Raw genomic sequence first — 19,705 nt, 5'->3', positions numbered from 1 at the left:
GATGTTTTGAATATCATCCATAACATCAATTTTCAATCAAACATACTTTTTATCTTTTTTTATCCGCTCACAGACTGTACATTCACCCCTCATACTCATATTATACGGCGTATAAAATAATTTTCTTTTTTATCATTTATAAAGCAAATAGATAAAAATTCCGAATGATGTAAGGCAAATCATGCGTTCAAAAAAAATCAGTCTGGTTGTCGTTCCGCTCTTAATCACTGCTTGTAGTAGTAATGACAAACCGCTTGTTCAAGATGTTTACAATAGTCAATATGATTGTTCATATGATTGGAATACAGAACTGTGTGAAGAAGAGCAAACTACGACATCTTCAAGTAGTTCACATGGCGGTGGATATTATTATGGTGGTTCAGGCACACGCTATGTCGGACCACAGTATTATGATGGCAATCGAAAAGTGAACTATTTAGGTCGTAAAGTTGAGCCTTCGACCAATCTCAGTGTAGGGCAACCCTTTGTTTCCCAAGTCAGTAAAAGTAGTAGTAAATCCTCACCTGTCCGTGGTGGCTTTGGTCGTAGTGGCTTCTCTTTTGGTGGATAATTTACACGTTTTACCCCCTCTATATTTAATGTTTAAGCTTTCACTATTCTCCTAATATCCTATGAAAAGAAAACGCTTCCAAGCACGTCCCGACTGGCAACAACAGCATGAACAAATCGGTTTTGATTATTACAATCTCCCATCATTAGATGGCTCGATTTATTGGTCAGAAGGCGTGGCTTATGAGTTTACTTTAAAGCAAATCGAGCAACTTGAAGATGCCTCCAATGAACTGCATCAAATGTGTATGCAAGTGGCTGGAGAGATGATTCAACAGGGTAATTATCCAGATTACTTTCAGATTCCGCAGGCAGCAATTCCACTGATTGAACATTCATGGCATCATCAAGCACCGATGCTCTATGGACGTTTTGACTTTGCCTACGATGGTCATCAGATCAAAATGTTGGAATACAATGCTGATACTCCAACAGGTTTACTTGAAGCATCTGTCGCACAATGGCATTGGATTGAACAAGTTGAAAATATTCCGCATCGTGATCAGTTCAACAGCATTCATGAAGATTTGATCAAGCGCTGGAAAACCATTTTTCCACGTGGATCACATATTCATTTTGCAGCCTGCCAAGAAGCAGGACGTGAGGATTGGGGCAATCTCGAATATTTGATGGATACAGCGTTCCAAGCAGGGCATAAAGTTTCTGAACTCTCCATGGAAAATATCGGTTGGGATGGGCAAAATTTCCTTGATCTAAATGATCAAAATATCCAAAACTTATTCAAACTTTACCCATGGGAATGGGTTTGGGAAGAAAACTTTTCACAATACTTAAAGCCTGAGACCAATTGGGTTGAGCCGTGCTGGAAAATGCTCTTGTCGAATAAAGCAATCTTAGTTGAACTGTGGAAGAAGTTCCCCAATCATCCTTTATTACTCGAATCGCATGCTTTTAAAAACGATATGCAATTGCAAGGGAAATGGGCAAAAAAACCGATTTTAGCCCGTGAAGGCGCCAATATTCGTGTGGTTCAGGACAATGTCGATCAAGGTGCAGCTTCAGGCAGTTTCTATTTCGATGATTATGATAAATATGGTTACATCGCGCAGAAATGGGTAGAGACACCATTGTTTGATGGCAAATTACCTACGCTTGGTTTATGGATGGTTGGACACACTTGTGCAGGCATGTCGATCCGTGAAGATGAGTTCGATATTATTGGCAATGATGCACATTTTGCGGCGCATTATTTTGTGGAATAGCACTCAAATTTAAGTACGCATTCTTTATCGTGAAAGGGATCATTGGAATATGTTTTATCCTGTTTGGACTCTTACAATGCTTCATTCTAATCGGTCTTAAAGGCTTACCAAATTCAAGCGGAGTAGCTATTCCATTACAAAATTTTATTGTCCCTTCGATTTTTATCTGTATTGGATTGTTTTTCATTTTTGTTAAGATTATAGATGATTAAAATCCATGATTTAATTAGCTTTAGCATCAAATGTGAAGCCACATTTCCAAATTTAAATACTCAGTATTGTTTCAAAACTGATGAAATAAAAAGCAACACTGTTAATCTTGTAATTAATTTAAATAATCCACTAGACTATTCATAAGTAAATTTAATAAATCTAAGAGAATATTCATTCTCCAAAGCAATGAAAAATAACTTAACCCATCACATTCAATTCCAAAAGTGATCGTGGTTTTTAATGAATAAAAAGGATAATTCTGATGTCAGAACAAGCTATTGTTGAGATTTTCAAGAAGAATGTTTTGGGCAAGCGCGCTGATTCCAGTCAATATAATACCAACCATGACGGTAAAGTCGGTCATTGGTTAGAAAAGCAAATGGGGATTAAACCCAATGCAAAAGCAGAAGCCGATCTAATGGGTTTTGAAATGAAAAACCAGACTTCAATCAAAACCACCTTTGGGGATTGGAGTCCAACTTATTTTATTTTCAATGACCCGCATATTATTCAATGGAATACTGGTGAAAATGCGCTTACCCGACGCAATAAGTACTTTTTACCTACTTTTGGAAAACCCAATGAGAATAAAGATAACCGTTTATCTTGGTCGGGCAGTGCTATTCCTAAAATTAACCAAAGAAATCAATATGGTTGCATCCTAAAAGTAACAGCACACAATGATATTGAAATTCAATATAGCTACTCCTTTGACAATCGAACCCACAAATCAACACTCGTCCCTGAAGAATTTAAAAAAGATGATCTGGTGATTGCCCGTTGGAGTGCAGACAAAATGCGTCAAAGGGTCAATCAAAAATTTAATCAGAATGGTTGGTTTAGATGTAAAACCGATGATTCAGGAAAATATGTCGCGATTGAGTTCGGTGAACCATTATCTTTTGAAAAATGGATCCGACTCGTCAAACAAGGCGTGATCTTTTTTGATTCTGGCATGTATGAATCAAATCGTCGCCCTTACAGTCACTGGCGAGCAAGTAATTCACTTTGGGATGCATTGGTCGTTCGATCTTACTAATTTTTCTAACCAATAAAGCGCTTTAACCTTAAATTAAAGCGCTTTATTTTTAATATGTTATAAAAATATTAGATCGTATGTTCAGCCACACGTTTCATGTATTTATTTAAACGGGTAAAGAAGAGTACTTGTAGAAAAATCGTAAATGCAGATACACACCATTCATACCATAGATCAAACGCCGTGTTTTCAAGTTGAAAATATTGGTAAATTCCCAATAAAACCAAACCAAAAGCTATCCCTGCTACCGTTGTTTGTAGAAGAATAGGGAAAGAAAGTGCTGTGATTCTATTCATAAAATGCACACCATTGTCACCGCCATTGGCAACATAACAACGCTGAATCCCAATGAACATAATCACTAATGTCAGAAAGCATTCTAAGCCAATCACGCGAACATCATAATAAGGTGAATACATTCCATAGTAATACACGGCGCTGACCACCAATGCTGCGATTAAATAATAGTTTTTATAATGGCGCTTTTCCAAAGTATCTTCTGATAATTCATGCGCAAGGGCTTTAGTATTCCAAAAATACATAAATATTATTGTCTCTTATTTCATCATTTGCCGACACTGTACCGATTCTTGATGTAAAGATAAAGTCATCTACACAAATAATCATTGACTGATATTTTGAATCGAACATCCATTCAAAAATTTAAATTTAAGCAATTCAAAAATATCAATATTCGGTCTTCAATGTAAATAGAGCTAAAACCACGTACAGCGTCATCTTGATCTTTAGGGTACAATCAACTGAAAAAAGTCAAAACGCAGGTTAAAAATGTCTTCTGTAATTGCAACGACAGCGATTCGTGGTCGTTTCCTTGATATTCAGAATACAGTTGCCCAAGCACGTGAAATACACGACCAAGTGCGATATGTAGAAGATGGTCTACTCATTACTCAAAACGGCAAAATTAGTTGGTTTGGAGAATGGGAAGCAGGTCAACAGCACATCCCCGAAAATACGCAAATTGAACATTACCCAGAACAATTGATTGTGCCTGGATTTATCGACACCCATATTCACTTTCCACAAACTGAAATGGTGGGTGCATACGGCGAACAGCTTTTAGAATGGTTAAATACTTATACCTTCCCCACTGAAATTCAATTTGCCGATAAAAACTATGCTGACCAAATCGCGCATTTTTTTGTTCAAGAACTATTAAAAAATGGTACAACCACAGCACTGGTTTTCTGTACCGTCCATCCACAATCTGTCGATGCATTATTTGAAGCAGCAGAACGCCACCAAATGCGTTTAATCGCAGGTAAAGTGATGATGGATCGTCATGCACCTGAAGCACTGACAGACACAGCAGAAAGCGCTTATACAGACTCTAAAGCTTTGATTGAGAAATGGCATGGTAAAGGACGTAATCTCTACGCGATCACTCCACGCTTCGCACCAACGTCTACACCTGAGCAATTGGCAAAAGCAGGGCAGCTCAAAGCTGAATATCCCGATGTCTATGTGCATACCCATTTAAGTGAAAATAAAAATGAAATCGCATGGGTCAAAGAATTATTTCCTGAACAAAAAGGCTATTTGGATGTTTATCATCACTATGGCTTAACAGGGGAGCGATCTGTTTTTGCCCATTGTGTGCATTTGGAAGAACATGAGTGGGATTGTATGCATGATACTGATTCTGCGATTGCATTTTGTCCTACCTCAAATTTATTCCTTGGTAGTGGCTTATTTCCATTAAAAAAAGCATGGGAAAAACAAGTCAAAGTCGGTTTAGGCACAGACATTGGCGCAGGGACATCATTCTGTCAGTTACAAACCATCAATGAAGCCTATAAAGTTCAGCAGCTTCAAGCTGATAAACTGTCAGCGATGGAATCGCTTTATCATGCAACACTCGGTGGTGCAAAAGCACTGCATTTGGAGGATCAGCTTGGTAATTTTAATATCGGGAAAGAAGCCGATTTTGTCGTGCTGAATCTGAAAGCCACAGCATTACAAACCTTACGCCAACAACGTGCCAAGAATATTGAAGATGCATTATTTGCCTTATTTACCATGGGCGATGATCGCAATATTCAAGCCACGTATATTTATGGTCAAAAAGCTTATGAGCAAGTCTAAAGATGATCAACCGCCTAAAAGATCAAAGCAGAAATTGATTCTGATCGGCGTGGTTTTTGTGGCGTGTGCTTTACTCCTTAAGCGCGACGCACACTAAAACTTGACTTTGAAAATGTGACAATTACATATCCAATTGTCAAAAAAGATGCATCTTGAGCTGATATGTTTTAAAATTGATGCATCTTTTAGGTGTTGCTGGTCAACGCCTTTTTTATTTTAGAATTTGCTGTTTAGGTTTTAGGTATTTCCCATGACTGTTGAAATGAAAGTAATGATTTCTGCTGAAGAAATTCATGCAAAAGTTCAAGAACTTGGTAAAAAAATTGATGCGCATTATGCCAATAGCGACAAAGAACTGGTTTTAATCGGTTTATTGCGTGGTTCAGTTATTTTTATGGCTGATTTATGTCGTGCAATCACTAAAACTCACGAACTCGACTTTATGACAGTTTCAAGCTATGGTGGTGGTACAACATCGAGCCGCGATGTCAAAATTCTCAAAGATTTAGATGGGGAAATTCGTGGTAAAGATGTCTTAATCGTTGAAGACATCATCGACTCGGGCAACACATTGAGCAAAGTATTAGACATCCTTAGTACACGCGAGCCTAACTCTATTGAGCTGTGTACTTTAGTCAGCAAGCCTTCACGCCGTGAGATTGATTTAGAGGTTAAATTCTTAGGCTTTGAAGTTGAAGATAAATTTATCGTTGGTTATGGCTTAGACTATGATCAAAAATACCGCCATATTCCTTTTATTGGTGAAGTCGGTCTTTAAGCTGAATTCAAAAAATTTTATAGACCTAAATTTTCTAAGCGACTTCGGTCGCTTTTTTAATATCTGGAATTTTAAAATGAACAAAAATGCAACAACTTTTAGCATATCTAGGCTATTTCAAAACTCTAAAATATTTGAATATAGAAAGAGTTAACTTGAATAACGCAATTACGCTTAGCAATAGAAAGAAAGGAGAAATCTTATGATGTCATTAATCGGTGCCATTATCATTGGTTTTTTTGCAGGTCTGATTGCTCGCGCAATCCATCCTGGTGATGACAAAGCTGGCTTTCTAGTGACAACTGCATTGGGGATCATTGGCTCTTTAGTTGCAACTTATGGGGGACAATTTCTGGGTCTATATAAAAATGGAGCATCGGCAGGATTTATCGCTTCTGTGGTCGGTGCGATCATCGTGTTATTTATCTATAACTTTGTTTCAAAACGCACTTAATTCAAAACTTTTAAAGATCAGCAAAAAGCACCATAAACTGGTGCTTTTTTGTGTTTTAAACAGTGTTAAAAACACTTAAATTACAATCCAAACTTTTGCCAAAGCTTTTCTATTTCATCTGCTGGATAAGCCCCCATCGCTTTATAACCATTTGAAAAAATAATAGCTGGCGTACCCTGCAAACCTAATTTTTGACCTAATTCCAGATTACGATCAATCGGTGTTGCACAGTTTGCAGGCGCAGTAGGTTTTATTCCACTTTGAATTAAATTTTTCCAAGCGTATGCTTTATTGCTTGAACACCACACTTGCTTCGATGGAAGAATAGATTGCGCTTTGATTGGGTAAATGAATGTGTAAATCGTCACATCATTGAGTTTGGCTAAATTCCCTTCAAGAACCTTGCAATATGGGCAATTTGGGTCAGAAAAGATCGCAAGCTGACGCTTTCCATTCCCCCTCACTGTTTTAATCGCATCATTCAGAGGTAAAGTTTTAAAATCTACATAATTTTTCTGATCGACTAGATCTTTCGTTAAGTTATGTTGATCTTTTAAGCGAATCATTGAACCAATGAAAATATGTTGGACATCTTCATTCACATAGATAATTTTATCGTCTAATGTCCCACTATATAAACCTTGCATCTCCGTTGTTTTCAGATTATCAATTTTTATATTGGGATATTGTTGAGCTAATTTCGCTTTCACAGTATCTACACTGGCAAAACTGACTGAACACAACGTAAGACTTAAACTCAATGCTATAAATTGCTTTAACATATTTCTAAAAAAATCAAAAATCAGAATAGACGACATTAAAACATAGTTTAGTAGGACACTTGTTTGAAAACTGTGAGGATGTTTTCTTAAAACATTAAGTTCCACGTGAAACAAAGTTAAACATCGAAATCTGATTTATTTCGACTGAAATATGAATCAATTCTTCATGGATGGAAAGCTTGACGAATCATATCGGCATTCAGATTCTTATCACTTGTTTCAAGCGCCAAAATCACTGAAAACTTTGCTTTTCCCACTTTCCATACATGAATATCTGTAATTTTTACCTCATTTTTGAGTTCATCAATGGCTTCACGAATTTCATTTACCACAGGCTCATCCATTTCAGCATCAAGTAAGGTTTTACCTGTTTGACGAATCAAGCTCCATGACCAATTTGCAACGAGAAAAGCACCCACTATGCCGAGGATTGGATCTAAAAAATTCCAGCCAAAATATTTCCCTGCAAATAATGCCAATATTGCCAAAACAGACGTCACAGCATCTGCAACAACATGGAGAAAAGCAGCTCGATGGTTTAAATCGTGCACATCATGCGAGTGTCCATGACCTGAATGTGTATGGTGTGAATGTATATGTGAATGACCATGCCCATGCTCGTGATCACCATCATGTAATAACCAAGCACAAATTAAATTGACCAACAAACCAACAATAGCAATAGGGATCGCTTCATTAAAATGAATCGGAACAGGAGAAAAAATGCGTTCAATTGATTGAAATGCCATAAGAATCGCCACAAGCATCAAAATAATCGCACTGCTATATCCCGCTAAAACTTCGATTTTCCATGTTCCAAAACTAAACCGAGCATCTTGTGCATAATGCCGAGCTGCACGATAGGCAACATAAGCCAATCCCAGTGCAATCATATGCGAGCTCATATGCCAACCATCTGCAAGCAGTGCCATAGAGTTAAATACCCAACCACCCACGATCTCAAAAATCATCATGACTGCGGTGAGTATTGTTGCAAATAAGATTTTCTTTTGTGCCAATGGATTACCTTCATCAAATTGATGACTGTGTTGGCGTTGTATGGTTTTAAATTGCATGATGGACCAATCTTATATACTCCCCCTTAGTATATTCTTTCAATTTAAAATATACTATAAGGGAGTATATATTTAGAGGATGATCGTGATGAGTCATTTACACCAAGATAAAAAAGTCCTCAACCGTGTAAAGCGTTTAAAAGGTCAAATTCAAGCTGTTGAAGAAGCCTTAAATCAACCAGACAGTTCTTGTATTTCAGTGCTACAGCAAGTTGCAGCAATCAAAGGGGCAGTTAATGGTTTGATGAATGAATTGATTGAACAACATTTAACTGAACATGTGATTCAAGATCGACACGCTGTAGATAAAGTAGAGTTACAGGAATTTTTAAAGTTATTGAAGCGCTATTGTTAAAACAGTGGGATAATATTTTTCGTTATCTTTTAATTTTTGATTTACACTAAAGTGATTAAGTTTTAATCTCCCTAATATATCGTTTTTTTTCGATACTGACGTTGATTAAACACGTTCCGCATTTTTGTCTGAAAAATTTAGGTCTATAAACACACCTAAATTTCCATTTTTTAAGCTCTAAATCTATGAATCAGCAATCATGGCGTCCATTTTTCATGGTCAGCCTTGCTTTATGTATCGGTACGATTGGTACGGCGCTTGCTAGCCCTTTATATCCAATTTATCAACAACTTTGGCACTTACTCCCAAGCCATATTACTTATATTTTTGTCGCCTATATGTTTGGGTGTATGACCACATTGTTATTTCTAGGTCGTACCAGTAATAGTTTTGGGTTTATTCGAACTTTGCAGATTGGCTTGTTGTTTGCAGTCATCGGTTTAACACTTTCTGTATTTGCTTCAAATACTTACTATCTTGGATTTGGGCGCTTTATTATTGGTATTGCATCAGGTCTGATCAGTACCTCTGCCATGTTGGGTTTGATTTACACCATTCCAGATTCGCACAAACAAAATGCAGCGCAATTAAGCTCAATCATTACCGTATTAGGATTCGGTCTTGGACCTTTCATTGGTGGGGCAATTGCGCAATTTTCTGATCAACCACTCGTGACGCCTTATATCCCTGTCATTATTGCTGCCTCGATCAGCTTGATTAGCCTATTTAGTATTAAAACCATTCAATCTGAGAAACAACCTTTTTCTATTGCGCCACATTTAGAACTTCCTGATGCTCAATTCAAAAAGCAGTTTTATATTGCCAGTTTTACTGCATTCTGTGCTTTTGGTTCGTTCAGTTTATTTGCATCACTTGCACCATCTTTTATCAAAGATATTATCCCTTGGCATGGACCTTTGGTCAGTGGTGCGACCATTGCCAGTATTCTTTTTGTTTCTGCAATTGTACAATTTGCTGCAAAATCAATAGATATGCATAAAGCTTTGAATGCTGGTTTAATTTTATTAATCAGCAGTTATCTCATTCTGTCCATTTGTATGATTTTAGACTTAGGCTTTATTTTCTTTATCAGTGTGATCTGTGTGGGCATGGGACATGGCATGGGTTTATTGGCTGCTTTTGCTTTGGTGCATCGCATGACCAATCCAGATAACCGTGCTGCGGTGGTTTCGACTTATCTATTTATTGCGTATTTTGGTACGATTGTTCCTGTTATTTTTGCAGGCTATTTATCAGATCATTTTGGTTTGATAACAGGTGTTTTAGGTTTTTGTGCAGGGGTAGGTGCGTTATGTGTTTACCTGTTGATCAATCATTTAAAGCTTAAAACCACATAAAAAAGGCGCTTAGCGCCTTTTTTATTTAAGGAATGATTTCAATTTTAACGACTTCAATATCTGTCGGTTTATAACGATGTGTATCCACCTCACCAACGACTTTGACTTGAGTACCAGATTTCAACTGTTTTAAATCAATCAAATCATCATCGACCTCAATTCCAATCGTTCCCGTACTATCTTTGAGTTCATAATGTTCGTGTTTAGTCTGACCTACAATTGTGCCCGTCAAAGTCACCGCAACTTCATCGTTGGCACGTAAGGCCTGCGCAACGGTAATGTTATTTTTGGCAGCTTCTTGAATAATGACTTGATCATCTTTTCCCGCCCAAACATTTGCTGTTAGACCAAGCAAAATAACAGTGAGTAATAGAGGAGACTTTTTCATAAACAGAACCTTACTTTAAAAGGAATTCTGTTTAAGCTTAAATATTAAGATTTGTTCTGTAAATAAAATGTACTAAATGATAAATAAAATCATAAAAAAGCTGACATTTATGTCAGCTTAAATAAAACATTAAAAATAAATAAATTTTCTAATCTAGGGTAAATTTGAGTTGATATCCTAAGCACATATCGTACTCTTCATCAACAAACTCATCCTCGATCAGAACCCCTAAATCGGGGCGATTACAATACATCAAAAATGAATCAAAATTTATATCTTCAAGTACAATCGGATAACCATGTTGTTTAAACATTTTGAACATATTACTTTCAAAATAATAAATGGCTGCTGCATTAAATCCCTTTAACTCGCAGTGCAAAGCATCTTGAGGAAATACCGCAAAACAATTGCCTTCAGGGGTGACAACTCTCAATGTTTTGAATGCTTCCATCTGTTGTAATCCGTTTAAGTAATCATTTTAAAGCAATAATTACAATTACTTTCCAATACAGAATGTAAAAATAAAAATTTAAACATTAAATATCAATTTATTATAAAAATTAAATTAATTAAGTGACTAATGGGTGACTTTTTTTTGAAAATTTTTAATTCCGCCCTCTACACACAAAACATCATAAATCAAATGTGAAAACTGCTTCATGTTCGCAAGATCGATCACAAGCTGTGTCATTTGCTTTATATACGCAATATGGCTATTCCATCCAACCATACCATCAAGACTTATGCTCAATTTTTAATTGATCGTCATCACCAATCTGCGCAGTTGCACTATAAGGAAGCTGTGCATTCACGTGCATGACTTGCTCTATATGCTCGATACGTTTAGTAATCACCATATCAATATGGCTTTGCATTTTCTCTTTACTTGTAACAACTGATGCTACAACAATTTGACAACGCTCATTTAATTTCTTTAACTGTTCTGTCTTGAAATCAAAATGCTTTGCCATTTCACGATCAATTCCACTCATATAAAGCTTTCGGCTATCAGATTCCTCTGGAAATTTATTCGCTATTTCGAGCATTTGAGGTACTTTAGAAAACATAAAATCATCATTTTCCATATCTTTACTCAAGTCAGCATACATGGCTTCGACTTTTTGAACTTGCTCTTGACTACCATTTTCCAATAGAACAAGACGTTCTTCTGCTAGTTGATTCACTTCTCTCAGCATGCTCATCATAGAAATTTGCATGGATTGAAATCCTTTGCACCGTGCTTCAATCATGACTGCTTCTAGACGAGCATTTACTTCCATGAGTTCAAGCTGAGCATTTTTAACCAAATCAACACGTTCATTTTCTAACTTAGCCACTTCAACTTTATCTGGATCATAATTCGTAACTGTTGAACTACTTGATGAATATGATGAACCACCATAATCACGCCTACCTCCATTGGAAGAACTCCCTCCAACAAAATCTTTTACCGTATCCCAAGCATTACTCACAAAACCAGTCACTGAATCCAACAATCCCATCTTATATATCCTTATTTCATCAAAGCTTTACGCATTTTAAATATCAGTGTATTTACATCTTTTTCTCTTTGCGCTAATGCATCACTATAACTTTGTGCATCTTGCAAACAAGCAGCTAAGTTCTGTTGCTGAACCTTGCGTAATTCTTCACTCATGATTTGAACAACATCATCACGTTCAATCAATTGTTCTTTAGTGAGGAAATCTGTAATTTGATTCACAATGCCATTCTGCCAAACTTCACTAAATCGAATGAGCCATATTTTTTGTGCCGTAGTCTTTGTACTAAAAATGACATTTTCTAACTGTTGCATAAACTGATGAACAAGCTTGGTGAGTTCCTGTTCTTTTTCTAGCTTCTCTTGACGGTGTCCATTCGGTTGGAAAGCATAAGTGGTATGGATACCTAAACGCTTTTGTAGATAGAACTGATCTAATTCGTTTTGATATTGCTCTATACATGAAAAGATATCTAAAACTGTCTGCTCATCAATCACATTATTTAACCCAGCATCTAACAATGGTTGAATCTGTTTTAAAAGCGTTAAACGCTCTCTACGCCATTCGACAAACCAAGCTTCAACTTCTTCTGATTCAATGCTGTTCTCTAAGCCAATTTGCATTAAGTCTTGCTGATATTTATCGACTAAGATAAGGTAATTCTCTGCTGATCTCCGCAGAATATTTACTACCGATTTCACAAAATCCAATGATTGGTCTAACCACTCCATTTTCTTTAAGGTTTTAGTACATAGTATTGCTGTGTGTTCCGCAAGTAACTCAAAGCTTGGACGGGTTTGGTGTTCAAGCTGTGCTAAGCCATTTAAACTGCTGGTTTGTTCTAAGTTGGATGAAATTTGTTGAGATTCTGACAAGAAGTTAATTAGACTTGTACGCAAAGGTGTTAGACCAAGGTCAAGGCGTTCTTTTAGTTTTTTCAGCTGTGAATCTAATAAATGTTTTTCCTCAGCAGTTATATTGCCACTCACAGGTAGCTTTTTATCAAGTTCTTGGTTTAATTCAACTGTATTTTTAACCAAATTGAGATGTTCATTTTCCCACTCATCAATATTATTTAGTAAATTGCTCATCCATTGCTGACTGGCTTGGCTATATTTCCATACGGATTGATTAATGATTTGGCTATCGTAGTTTTTCAGTTCAATTTGATAGTCAAATGCCGAGGTAAATATATTTTTAGGCTCAGGTTCTGGTAGTTCAGCAAGTTGAAGCTCTAAATCCGCTAGCTTTTTCTGAAGTTGAATACGCTGATAATAGGCATCAAAAATTTGATTATAGACATCACACTGTTGTTGTGCTTGAGTCAAACGTTCTTGAAAGTCTTCATCATCCTCTTCATCAGTTTTCTCAAGAAATGGCTCAAAGTTTGGAATCCAATCTTTTTCAATAAAAAAATCTAAAATGATTTTGGCTTTTTCTGTTGCAGTTAGTCGAGGATTATCATCTGCGATTTCTGTATTATCTAAAGTTCTCAAAACTAGTAAAATTTTTGAATTACTAACATCGTTATCACTCTTAGAAACTTGATGACTCATATTATTTTTAGAAAAGTTATATATATAATATAAATGATAATTTCGATTAATATGATAACTACCAAAACTACTATAATAACCGCATAAACTTACCGATTCATTGCCTCTAAACTTCCTAGGATAGTCAAACTCGTTTACACGAGCGTTATTGGAGAAACCATAATCATTACATTCGCATTCATATAGCTGAGCCCACTTACCTTGTCCTATATTATTTGGTGAATAGTTTTTTTTGATATTTTTCCAATCATTTAGAGAATAATGAGGCATAAACTCAAAGTTTGGAAATAAGAATCCTGTACGTTTATCAAAGATAATTTCACGCTTATTCTTAAAGCCATACCAATCCTGCTGACTAATTGCTTCTAGCAAAATATGCTCAGCACCCTCTTCAAAATTCTCTAACTCTGGTTCTAATTGATTAAGTTTAGCTTGAGCTTGTTTTAATAACGATTGTTGCTTTGCCCGTTCCATTTGTAATTGATTCACATGATCCACTACTTCTGGTGAACTTTTATCAAATAACTTAAATTGCAATTCATTTAATTTATCCAACAAGATTTCTCTTTGTTGTACTAAGCCATCTCTTTCCTCATGATTGACCTTAGAAAGTGTATACATATTATCCCCTTAAAATTTACTTAATTTTTAAAAACTCTTCTGCTTACTCACCAACACATCATAAATAATATGTGCAAACTGCTTCATCTTCGCAGGATCGCTCATAAGCTGTGTCATTTGCTCCATATGCGCTGTATTGCTATCTAGTACGGCATCATCTAACGCAGTGTCAAATTCGCCTAACATGGCTTGCTCACGTGGATTATTGTGGATCTGCGTCATCATACGTGTGTTTTCAGACATTTTATCTGCTACGGTCTGCACATAATTAATCATGTCCTGATCGGTCAGCTTATCTGTCACAAATAGGTCATTCACACGGCGTAAAATTTGTGACAAGAAATCCTCTTTCTTATCTTTTGCCTTCGCCGTACCCATATCGTTGGCAGGTTCAAGTTTGTGCTCTGTACTATTGGCTTTAAGTTGTATGTCTTGCTGACGGAGCTTAGACAAGCGGTAGTGGCTCATTGCAACATTACTTAAGTCAATTTCATCCTCATCAGCCACTTGCTCACGTAGCAACGGACGTAAGTTACGAGCAAACAGACTAAGCTTCTCAAGATCTTTATCGTCATATTCAACAATCTGAGACATAAACTCATAGAAACGGGTAAAACTACCTAAATCCTTTTTAAAGATTTCTAAGCCATCACGGGCTTTCTTAGCCTCTGTAAACTCATTTTCCGCATTGGCAATGAGCACAGCATCACCAGTTTGTTTACAACGTTCCAAACGGTTCTTGGTTACGTCATAATCATTGACTGCTTCGGTATAGCGTTGTTGCCAGCGTTGCATTGCAGGTTTACAAATATTGGAAAGTGCGGCATTAGATTTATTCTTGCTATAAAACGCCGTAGTAAATTGCTCCACCTCAGTCCATTGAAAAATACCTGCTGTCTTTAGCTTCTCAAATAAGTCATAGACTTGGTCAGGATTAGAGACATCAGCAAGTTCTGCCGTTTGGTAATACGGTTGAAAAGCATCCAAAATGTCTTGTGGTTCGTTAAAGAAATCGAGTACGAATGTACCTGATTCAGCTTTAGCTGGGTAGGTGCGGTTTAGACGAGATAGAGTCTGTACACATTCCACACCACCGAGCTTTTTATCCACGTACATGGCACATAATTTTGGTTGGTCAAAGCCTGTTTGGAACTTATTCGCTACAATCATCACCTGAAAGTCATCGCTATCAAATGCCTTACGCATCTCACGACCTTTCAAGTTTGGATTCATATTACTTTCAGTAAACTTCTGTCCGATCAGATGACTGCAATTGGCATCATTATCGTTAAACTCAACTTCACCTGAGAATGCCACCATTGCCTGAATATTTTCATAATTCTGCTCTGCAATGTATTTATCAAAGGCTTGCTTATAGCGCACAGCTTCTTTACGTGAACTGGTCACCACCATGGCTTTGGCTTGGTTATTCAACAAGCCCATAATATTCTTTTTAAAATGCTCAATGATGATATGCACTTTTTGCGAAATATTATGGTCGTGCAAACGTACCCACTGATTCAGCTTGGTCTTAGCTTTTTTAGCATCAACGGTATCGTCTTTTTCTTCGATCTTCTGTCTCAGCTTATAAATCACTTTATAGTTGGTGTAGTTTTTCAGTACATCCAAAATAAAGCCTTCTTCAATTGCCTGACGCATTGAATAGACATGGTATGCCACAGGAATATTGGTTTTAGACGGTGGCATGCTTGGATCAGGCAAACGACCAAAAAGCTGTAAGGTTTTATCTTTAGGCGTTGCGGTAAATGCATAAAAACTTAAGTTTTGACTACCTTTTCGTGATGCCATGACTGCATCAAGCACATCTTCTGAGGAAATATTGTCATCTTCCTCACGCTCTTCAATCATCAAGGTTTCTTTGAGCTGACGTGCAGTTGAACCGCTTTGTGACGAATGTGCTTCATCGGCAATCACGGCGTATTTTCGTTCTTTAAGGCTGGTACTGTTCTCAATTGCACGGAGAACGAAGGGGAAAGTCTGAATGGTGACAATAATAATCGGCTGAGCCATTTCTAAAGCTTTTGCCAATTTTTCAGATTTAGAGCCATCACCTTCTTTATTGTTAATCCGTCCCACCACACCATCGGCATGTTCAAACTGATAAATGGTGTCTTGTAGCTGCGCATCTAAAATGGTTCGATCTGTCACCACAATGACCGAATCAAACATCTTTTTATTGTCAGCATCATACAGACTAGAAAGCTGATGCGCCGTCCATGCAATCGAGTTGGATTTACCCGAACCTGCACTGTGCTGAATCAGGTATTTTTGCCCTGTGCCTTCAGCCAAGGAATCCTGTACTAAGTTATTTACCACTTTCCACTGATGATAACGTGGGAAAATCAGACTTTCTTTTTTAGTTTTTAGACCTTCCCAATTTTCTTTTTCTTCAATTTGAAGATGGATAAAGTTACCGACAATATTCAGCAAACTATCAGGTGTTAAAACTTCATTCCATAAATAGCCTGTTGCATATTCATTGCTATCTTCAGGGATATCATTGCCTGCACCTTGTTCTTTCGTACCTTTGTTAAATGGTAAGAAGTAAGTACTGTCACCACTCAGTTGAGTCGCCATATAGACTTCATACTGACTTACAGCAAAGTGTACCAATGCGCCACGTTTAAACATCAGTAAGGGTTCAGGCTTATTGGTTTCAGGGTCTTTTGGCAGACGCGTTTTTCTGTACTGTGTCATGGCATTTTGCACAGCTTGTTTAAACTCTGACTTGAGTTCCATGGTTGCCACAGGAAAGCCATTAATAAACAGTACAAGGTCTATACGCCATTTTTTAGCTTGTTTGCCTGTTGCTTCTAGCTCTGTTTTATTAGCGTATGGGCTATAGACGAGTTCAGGCACAACACGGCAGATGTTTTGTTTATAGTTTTCATTGAGTTCAGGGTTCAAGCCATGTTCAGGTTTAAACTGGCAAAATGAAAAACGACAATTACGTGTACGAATACCATGACGCAACACACCCAATGTACCATAGCTACGAGATTGCACATCCGTAGCATTGATATCGGCTTTTTTGAGTTGTGCTTCAACGGTATCTAAAAAATGGCGTTCGGTATCATTGGGAAAGATGCCTTTAAACTTCTGCCATTCCTTTTCTTGAGTCTTTTGGACAAAGTCTAAAATGTCTTGAGTATAGAGGGCTTTTTCACGGTTGTAGCCTGTACCTGAACCAATGTGCCAACCGTGCGTCTGCATTTGGGCAATGATGTCTTGTTGGAATGCTGTTTCTAAAGTTGCATCCATTATTCTGACTCCCTCTGTGCCAATAGGCGTTGTTTCGCGTGTTCCATCGCTAAATGTAGGCGTTGTTCGAGTATCTCTTTAGGCGGTAAAACTGTCATATATTCGGCGACATGAATACCTGAACGTTCAAGGTCGAGTAATTCAATTTGTTCGTATTTTTTAGAGGTACAGAAAATAATACCAAGGGGTGGGTTTTCACCTTCTTCTTGTTCGTATTTGGCAAGCCAGCGTAAATACAGTTCCATCTGGCTTTTATGCGAGTGTCGGAATTTTTCTGTTTTTAAATCAATAGCGACCAGTCGTTTCAGTTTGCGATTGTAAAAAAGTAGATCAATGTAGAAATCATCTTCATCTATTTGAATACGTTTTTGTCGAGCAATAAAACTAAAGCCTGAGCCTAATTCTAATAAAAATTGTTCGATATCTCGTAAAATCGCATCTTCTAAATCTTTTTCTAAATAGCGGTCATTTAGATCAAGAAAATCTAAAATATAAGGGTCTTTCAGTAAAAGTTGTTGATGAACGACACCTTTGTTTTGTAATTGGTCTAATTCCTGCAAAATGGTTTGTTCAGGTTTTTTTGAAATCGCCGTGCGTTCAAATAGCATTGAGCCTATACGTTCGTCCAAGGTTCGTGTAGACCAGCGTTCTTGCACTGTCATTGCAAGGTAAAACTCTCGCTTAATGGCGTCGTCTATACCAAGTAGTTGCACAAAATGCGTCCAGCTTAATTGTGCAGTCACTGCCTGCACAATTTTAAGATCGGGAAATATTTGAGCAAATTTAATCATTTGGGCAAGGTTGCGTTTACTCCAGCCTTTGCCGAGTTGTTGAGTCAGTGTTTTTGCCAAGTTGGCGATGACGTGTTGTCCGTACTCTGCCCGTTCACCTTTTAAAACTTCTTGTTGGATACGTTGCCCGACAGACCAATATAACAGGGTCAGTTCTGCATTGACCGACACCGCTACACGTTGTTTTGCGCTATGGACAAGGGCAATAATATCTTGGCTAAGTACGTTACTTTCAACTGTGCTGAGTTGTTCCTGTGTCATACGCCAAACTCCGTATTCGCCTCGTTATTGTTAGGGTTTTTCCAGTTGCGGACGTCAATCTTGCCTGTCACCGCAGATGAAATTAGAGCTGTACGGCGTTCTTGCATCAGCTGAATAGTTGATTCAGCTTTTTGGATTAAATGATTAAACTTATTCTTTTGCTGTTGAATGAAATTATAAATATTATCCTGCTCAGTTCTAGGAGGAATAACAGCAAAAATTTCATTTAGAATACCAATATTAATTACACCCATCGTTCCACCTCTCGACAGTTGTTCAAACTGTTTAAAGACCGCATCACTTTTTAAATATTCTCTGAAGAAGTAAGGGTTAAATTTATTTGATACCGTTGCTTTGATTAATCGTGGGTTAATGATCCCTTTTTGTGCATTTTCAGGAAAAACGGCGATCTTACCGAATGTTCCTACGCAACTAATTAGTATATCTTTTGGATATACTTCATAACGGCTTAATTCTAAGTAATTTTTCTCAGAAATATAATAATCCCCAATTTCAAAATCATTCGGGATTACCTGTTCTTGACCATAGACTTTATATCCTTTAGATACATACATATCCTTTGTAATACTCGAACCAAATGGTCCAGCAATAATACTCGAACATACAAATTTAAATCTTGAAACTTCCCAATGCTCAGGTACTTGCCCTAACCACTCCACACCTGAATCCTTCATCAGCACATTAGGATTTAAACCTTTGGTCACCGCATGACTAATCACCGCTTGGCGTTTTTCTTTGAGCAGTTCAATCAGCTTTTGTTGCTTTTCAATCAGGCTGTCAATTTTTGCGGTTTCATGGTCGAGGAAATTGGCGATTTGGGTTTGCTCATAAAATGAAGGACATAACATTTTGATATTAGCAAAAGTGTCTGAACGAACTACCTTTCTAAGTCCTGTATAAAAAGGTTTAAGACCTTTAAATAAATCTAAATATAGGAAATAGTAATAAACAAATTTAGGAACATTACCCTCGATAGCTTCATACACATTATACGCACCTGTAATCATTCCATTTTGCGGAGCTAATCCTACTGTTCTAGGTGTTTCGTCCATATCGAAAAGGCAAAAAACCAAATCATTTTCTTTAACAACTTGATATGTATCAAAACTCTCAGGGATTTTTCCATCCCCTCCTGAAATATCTCGAGGAATTACACCTTTTAAACTTAAAGAAAGTAATTGGTAAAATTTACTATCACTCCCAACAATTACACGTCTTAGCTTTAAAATTGTTTTTACACGATGAATTTGCCAATCAATAGGTAATATTGGTAAGAAATCCTCATCTAAATCTTTATATTCAACATACTTCTGATATTTTGCCACTGCA

At 37.1% G+C, this 19,705-nt stretch carries 17 protein-coding genes and 1 pseudogene; 8 read left to right on the top strand and 10 right to left on the bottom strand.

The window, feature by feature from the left end; translation table 11 throughout:
- The first annotated feature begins 181 nt into the window (after positions 1–181).
- The 3 genes from EXE10_RS09515 to EXE10_RS09505 all read left to right on the top strand — a co-directional run bounded on the left by EXE10_RS09515 (position 182) and on the right by EXE10_RS09505 (position 3,045).
- The gene (locus tag EXE10_RS09515) at positions 182–571 is read left to right on the top strand and encodes a hypothetical protein (protein WP_068974173.1); all 390 of its coding nucleotides are present in this window, start codon (positions 182–184) and stop codon (positions 569–571) included.
- 61 nt (positions 572–632) lie between these two features.
- Complete coding sequence (locus tag EXE10_RS09510; protein WP_130113195.1) at positions 633–1,793, top strand: glutathionylspermidine synthase family protein; 1,161 nt, start codon at positions 633–635, stop codon at positions 1,791–1,793.
- A 475-nt stretch (positions 1,794–2,268) separates the two neighbouring features.
- Positions 2,269–3,045, top strand: a complete 777-nt coding sequence (locus EXE10_RS09505) for an LlaMI family restriction endonuclease (RefSeq protein WP_087553616.1) — start codon at positions 2,269–2,271, stop codon at positions 3,043–3,045.
- 68 nt (positions 3,046–3,113) lie between these two features.
- Here EXE10_RS09505 and EXE10_RS09500 read toward each other — a convergent pair whose 3' ends face one another.
- Positions 3,114–3,587 carry a hypothetical protein gene (locus EXE10_RS09500; RefSeq protein ID WP_087553617.1) on the bottom strand — a complete coding sequence of 158 codons (474 nt, stop codon included), beginning with the start codon at positions 3,585–3,587 and terminating at the stop codon, positions 3,114–3,116.
- A 247-nt stretch (positions 3,588–3,834) separates the two neighbouring features.
- Between EXE10_RS09500 and guaD the strand changes: the two genes are divergently transcribed.
- The 3 genes from guaD (at position 3,835) to EXE10_RS09485 (ending at position 6,383) form a co-directional block, all read left to right on the top strand.
- Positions 3,835–5,151, top strand: a complete 1,317-nt coding sequence (gene guaD, locus EXE10_RS09495; protein WP_087553618.1) for a guanine deaminase — start codon at positions 3,835–3,837, stop codon at positions 5,149–5,151.
- A gap of 250 nt (positions 5,152–5,401) precedes the next feature.
- A complete protein-coding gene (gene hpt, locus EXE10_RS09490) occupies positions 5,402–5,929 on the top strand; it encodes a hypoxanthine phosphoribosyltransferase (protein ID WP_068974168.1) in 528 nt (175 codons plus the stop codon).
- Positions 5,930–6,131: 202 nt separating this feature from the next.
- Positions 6,132–6,383 (top strand): GlsB/YeaQ/YmgE family stress response membrane protein, encoded by a 252-nt coding sequence (locus tag EXE10_RS09485; RefSeq protein ID WP_068974167.1) that lies wholly within the window; start codon positions 6,132–6,134, stop codon positions 6,381–6,383.
- Between the two features lie 80 nt (positions 6,384–6,463).
- Here the strand turns inward: EXE10_RS09485 and EXE10_RS09480 are convergent, their stop codons facing one another.
- Together EXE10_RS09480 and dmeF are read right to left on the bottom strand one after the other, a co-directional pair.
- A complete protein-coding gene (locus tag EXE10_RS09480) occupies positions 6,464–7,165 on the bottom strand; it encodes a DsbC family protein (protein WP_130113194.1) in 702 nt (233 codons plus the stop codon).
- Between the two features lie 94 nt (positions 7,166–7,259).
- A pseudogene (dmeF, locus tag EXE10_RS09475) lies at positions 7,260–8,241 on the bottom strand (CDF family Co(II)/Ni(II) efflux transporter DmeF).
- An 88-nt stretch (positions 8,242–8,329) separates the two neighbouring features.
- Here dmeF and EXE10_RS09470 point away from each other — a divergent pair.
- Together EXE10_RS09470 and EXE10_RS09465 are read left to right on the top strand one after the other, a co-directional pair.
- Entirely contained in the window at positions 8,330–8,596 is a 267-nt protein-coding gene (locus EXE10_RS09470) for a metal/formaldehyde-sensitive transcriptional repressor (protein WP_130113193.1), read from the top strand.
- Positions 8,597–8,781: 185 nt separating this feature from the next.
- The gene (locus EXE10_RS09465; protein ID WP_130113192.1) at positions 8,782–9,954 is read left to right on the top strand and encodes an MFS transporter; all 1,173 of its coding nucleotides are present in this window, start codon (positions 8,782–8,784) and stop codon (positions 9,952–9,954) included.
- A gap of 25 nt (positions 9,955–9,979) precedes the next feature.
- Here the strand turns inward: EXE10_RS09465 and EXE10_RS09460 are convergent, their stop codons facing one another.
- The 7 genes from EXE10_RS09460 to EXE10_RS09430 form a co-directional block, all read right to left on the bottom strand.
- Entirely contained in the window at positions 9,980–10,342 is a 363-nt protein-coding gene (locus tag EXE10_RS09460; protein WP_130113191.1) for a NirD/YgiW/YdeI family stress tolerance protein, read from the bottom strand.
- 148 nt (positions 10,343–10,490) lie between these two features.
- A complete protein-coding gene (locus tag EXE10_RS09455) occupies positions 10,491–10,793 on the bottom strand; it encodes a hypothetical protein (RefSeq protein WP_130113190.1) in 303 nt (100 codons plus the stop codon).
- Positions 10,794–11,076: 283 nt separating this feature from the next.
- Positions 11,077–11,844, bottom strand: coding sequence for a hypothetical protein (locus EXE10_RS09450; protein WP_130113189.1), 768 nt, complete (start codon positions 11,842–11,844; stop codon positions 11,077–11,079).
- Positions 11,845–11,855: 11 nt separating this feature from the next.
- The gene (locus tag EXE10_RS09445) at positions 11,856–14,021 is read right to left on the bottom strand and encodes a hypothetical protein (protein WP_228256808.1); all 2,166 of its coding nucleotides are present in this window, start codon (positions 14,019–14,021) and stop codon (positions 11,856–11,858) included.
- 27 nt (positions 14,022–14,048) lie between these two features.
- Positions 14,049–17,303 (bottom strand): type I restriction endonuclease subunit R, encoded by a 3,255-nt coding sequence (locus EXE10_RS09440; protein ID WP_130113188.1) that lies wholly within the window; start codon positions 17,301–17,303, stop codon positions 14,049–14,051.
- A complete protein-coding gene (locus EXE10_RS09435; protein WP_130113187.1) occupies positions 17,303–18,355 on the bottom strand; it encodes a PDDEXK nuclease domain-containing protein in 1,053 nt (350 codons plus the stop codon). The genes EXE10_RS09440 and EXE10_RS09435 overlap by 1 nt, the downstream gene beginning before the upstream one ends.
- Positions 18,352–19,701 (bottom strand): restriction endonuclease subunit S, encoded by a 1,350-nt coding sequence (locus tag EXE10_RS09430; protein WP_165383010.1) that lies wholly within the window; start codon positions 19,699–19,701, stop codon positions 18,352–18,354. Before EXE10_RS09430 ends, EXE10_RS09435 begins: the two co-directional genes overlap by 4 nt.
- Positions 19,702–19,705 lie beyond the last annotated feature (4 nt).

The organism is Acinetobacter sp. WCHAc060033 (assembly GCF_004209125.1).
Classification (GTDB): domain Bacteria; phylum Pseudomonadota; class Gammaproteobacteria; order Pseudomonadales; family Moraxellaceae; genus Acinetobacter; species Acinetobacter wuhouensis.
Note: the sequence above shows the minus strand (reverse complement) of the source record. Positions and strands in the feature narration are given on the sequence as shown.